The sequence below is a fragment of the Ruegeria sp. AI2 genome (assembly GCF_056541275.1).
The window spans coordinates 1-1980 of the sequence record NZ_JBQFYB010000045.1 but is presented as its reverse complement, the minus strand read 5'-3'; the positions used below and the strand labels follow the sequence as shown (position 1 = coordinate 1980).

The following is a 1980-nucleotide window of genomic DNA, read 5'->3' as shown; positions in this document are numbered from 1 at the left end:
CGCGGCGCTCCCGTGACGAACTTGTCCCATAATGCTTCCTTCCATTCCTGAGAAAGGATCGCACCATCAAACCATGGGATCAAACACCTAGAAGGTAACCCTTGAATCGCCGTTAATATTGTAGTTTGCAGGAGACACTCCAGTATGCGTTTGCCCCAAAAAGAACACTTTGTTCGAGCAGTTTCAGCGCAATCAAAAACACCAAATTTCTAAGACAGAATAATGGCCACCGTTACAACAATCCCCAGACCTTCCGTAAGTTCTCCGCTCAGCTCTATCCAGGGCACCTACGCATATGGTGACGGGAATCCGTCGACCACGACGGTGATTTCCTACAGTTTCGGGCACTTCTCTGATACGCAGGCTTGGTCATCAGAGTATAAGGCGGAGTTCCGTGCGGCGCTGGCCGCAATAGAAGCCGTTGCAAACATTACTTTTGTCGAAGTCACCTCTGGTTTCGCTGACTTGGTTGAGGTTCTCGCGCCGTCTTCATTCTTTGATAACCCGCGAACTCTCGGATTTCATTATTCGCCATCGAGCGGGACATCCTATGGCGCGTTCAACACGTCATACTGGACTGCTTCTTTCAACGGAAACGGTGATCCGGGCGGGTATTTCTTTACTACTTTGGTCCATGAATTAGGTCACGCCCTTGGGTTGGGCCATCCTCATGACACCGGATTGGGTACAACCGTGTTGAGCGGTGTAACGTCGCCATTCGACTCGTTTGGGGCGGCGGGCCTCAATCAGGGTGTCTATACTGTGATGTCGTATAACGATGGATGGACTTCACAAAACGGGGGGCTACACTTTAACGCAACGTACGGTGGTTCAACGGGGCTTGGGGCTTTGGATATTGCCGCGTTGCAGGCCATGTATGGGGCGAATACTTCATATAATTCCGGGGGCAATACCTACACACTTCCCTCTGCAAACGTCGCAGGAACTGGGTATCAGGCCATTTGGGATACTGGCGGGATTGACACAATACAACATGTTGGCAGTTCGAACGCACAGATCGACCTAAGGGCTGCCACCTTGGATTATTCCGCCACGGGCGGTGGGGCGGTTTCCTTTGCCGCTGGGGTAAAAGGTGGTTTCACAATCGCGCACGGCGTTGTGATTGAAAACGCGTCGGGCGGGTCGGGCGCTGATATCATTATCGGAAATGCTGCGCAGAACGTCTTGCGCGGGAACGACGGAAACGACACCATTCACTCGCTGTCCAACGGAAGCAACAACAACACCATCTATGGCGGCCAAGGCAACGATATCATTTTTGTGGCCCAAGGTGCCGGTGCTGACCAGGTCTTTGGGGACCAGGGCAATGATCTGGCTGTTGTGCAGCGCAACGCAGGTACGTTTTCGGGTGGAACCGGAACCGACACTGTCAGATTCGTTAGCGCGATAAGCAACTATTTATTCTTTGAAAACGGCGTCTTGTACGAGTTTTTGGATGTCATCACGCGCACAACTTTCACGATTGCAGACGACGTAGAGTTGGTCCAGTTTCTTGACGGGCTACAGCAGTATACCCGGTCGAATATCAAATCTGCGATGCAGCTTTCAGATATCGATACTCAGGGAACGACGTTGCAACTTGCCAACCATGGAGTTTATGTGCTGGATGGTGGCAGTTCGAATATTGCTTTGATTTATGGTGGTCAGGTAGTTGTGCAAAACTCGGGCTCCGTCTGGCAGGCAATACAGGCCGAGGCATCGGGCGGTGGCTACAAGGTGCTGTGGCAAGACGCGAATGGGTCGTATGCTGAATGGACCACGGATGCTACAGGTCAATTTGTTGGCGGGACCGGCGTTATCGCGAATGTTGTCGATGTCGAGGCCTTTTACGGCGCTGATCTGAACAATGACGGCCACACCGGCCACGTCACAACCAATATCGAGAGCAGCGGGTCGGTAACGCTCGCGTCGTCAACCCGCGGCGAGTATCTGATCAACGGTACCATCGGTGTAACACTC

1 protein-coding gene is annotated in these 1980 nt (G+C 52.5%); it reads left to right on the top strand.

The annotated features are described in order from the left end of the window. Positions 1–222: 222 nt before the first annotated feature. The coding region (locus tag ACR0LL_RS21015) for a M10 family metallopeptidase C-terminal domain-containing protein (RefSeq protein ID WP_480589233.1) at positions 223–1980 on the top strand (1758 nt) is incomplete at its 3' end.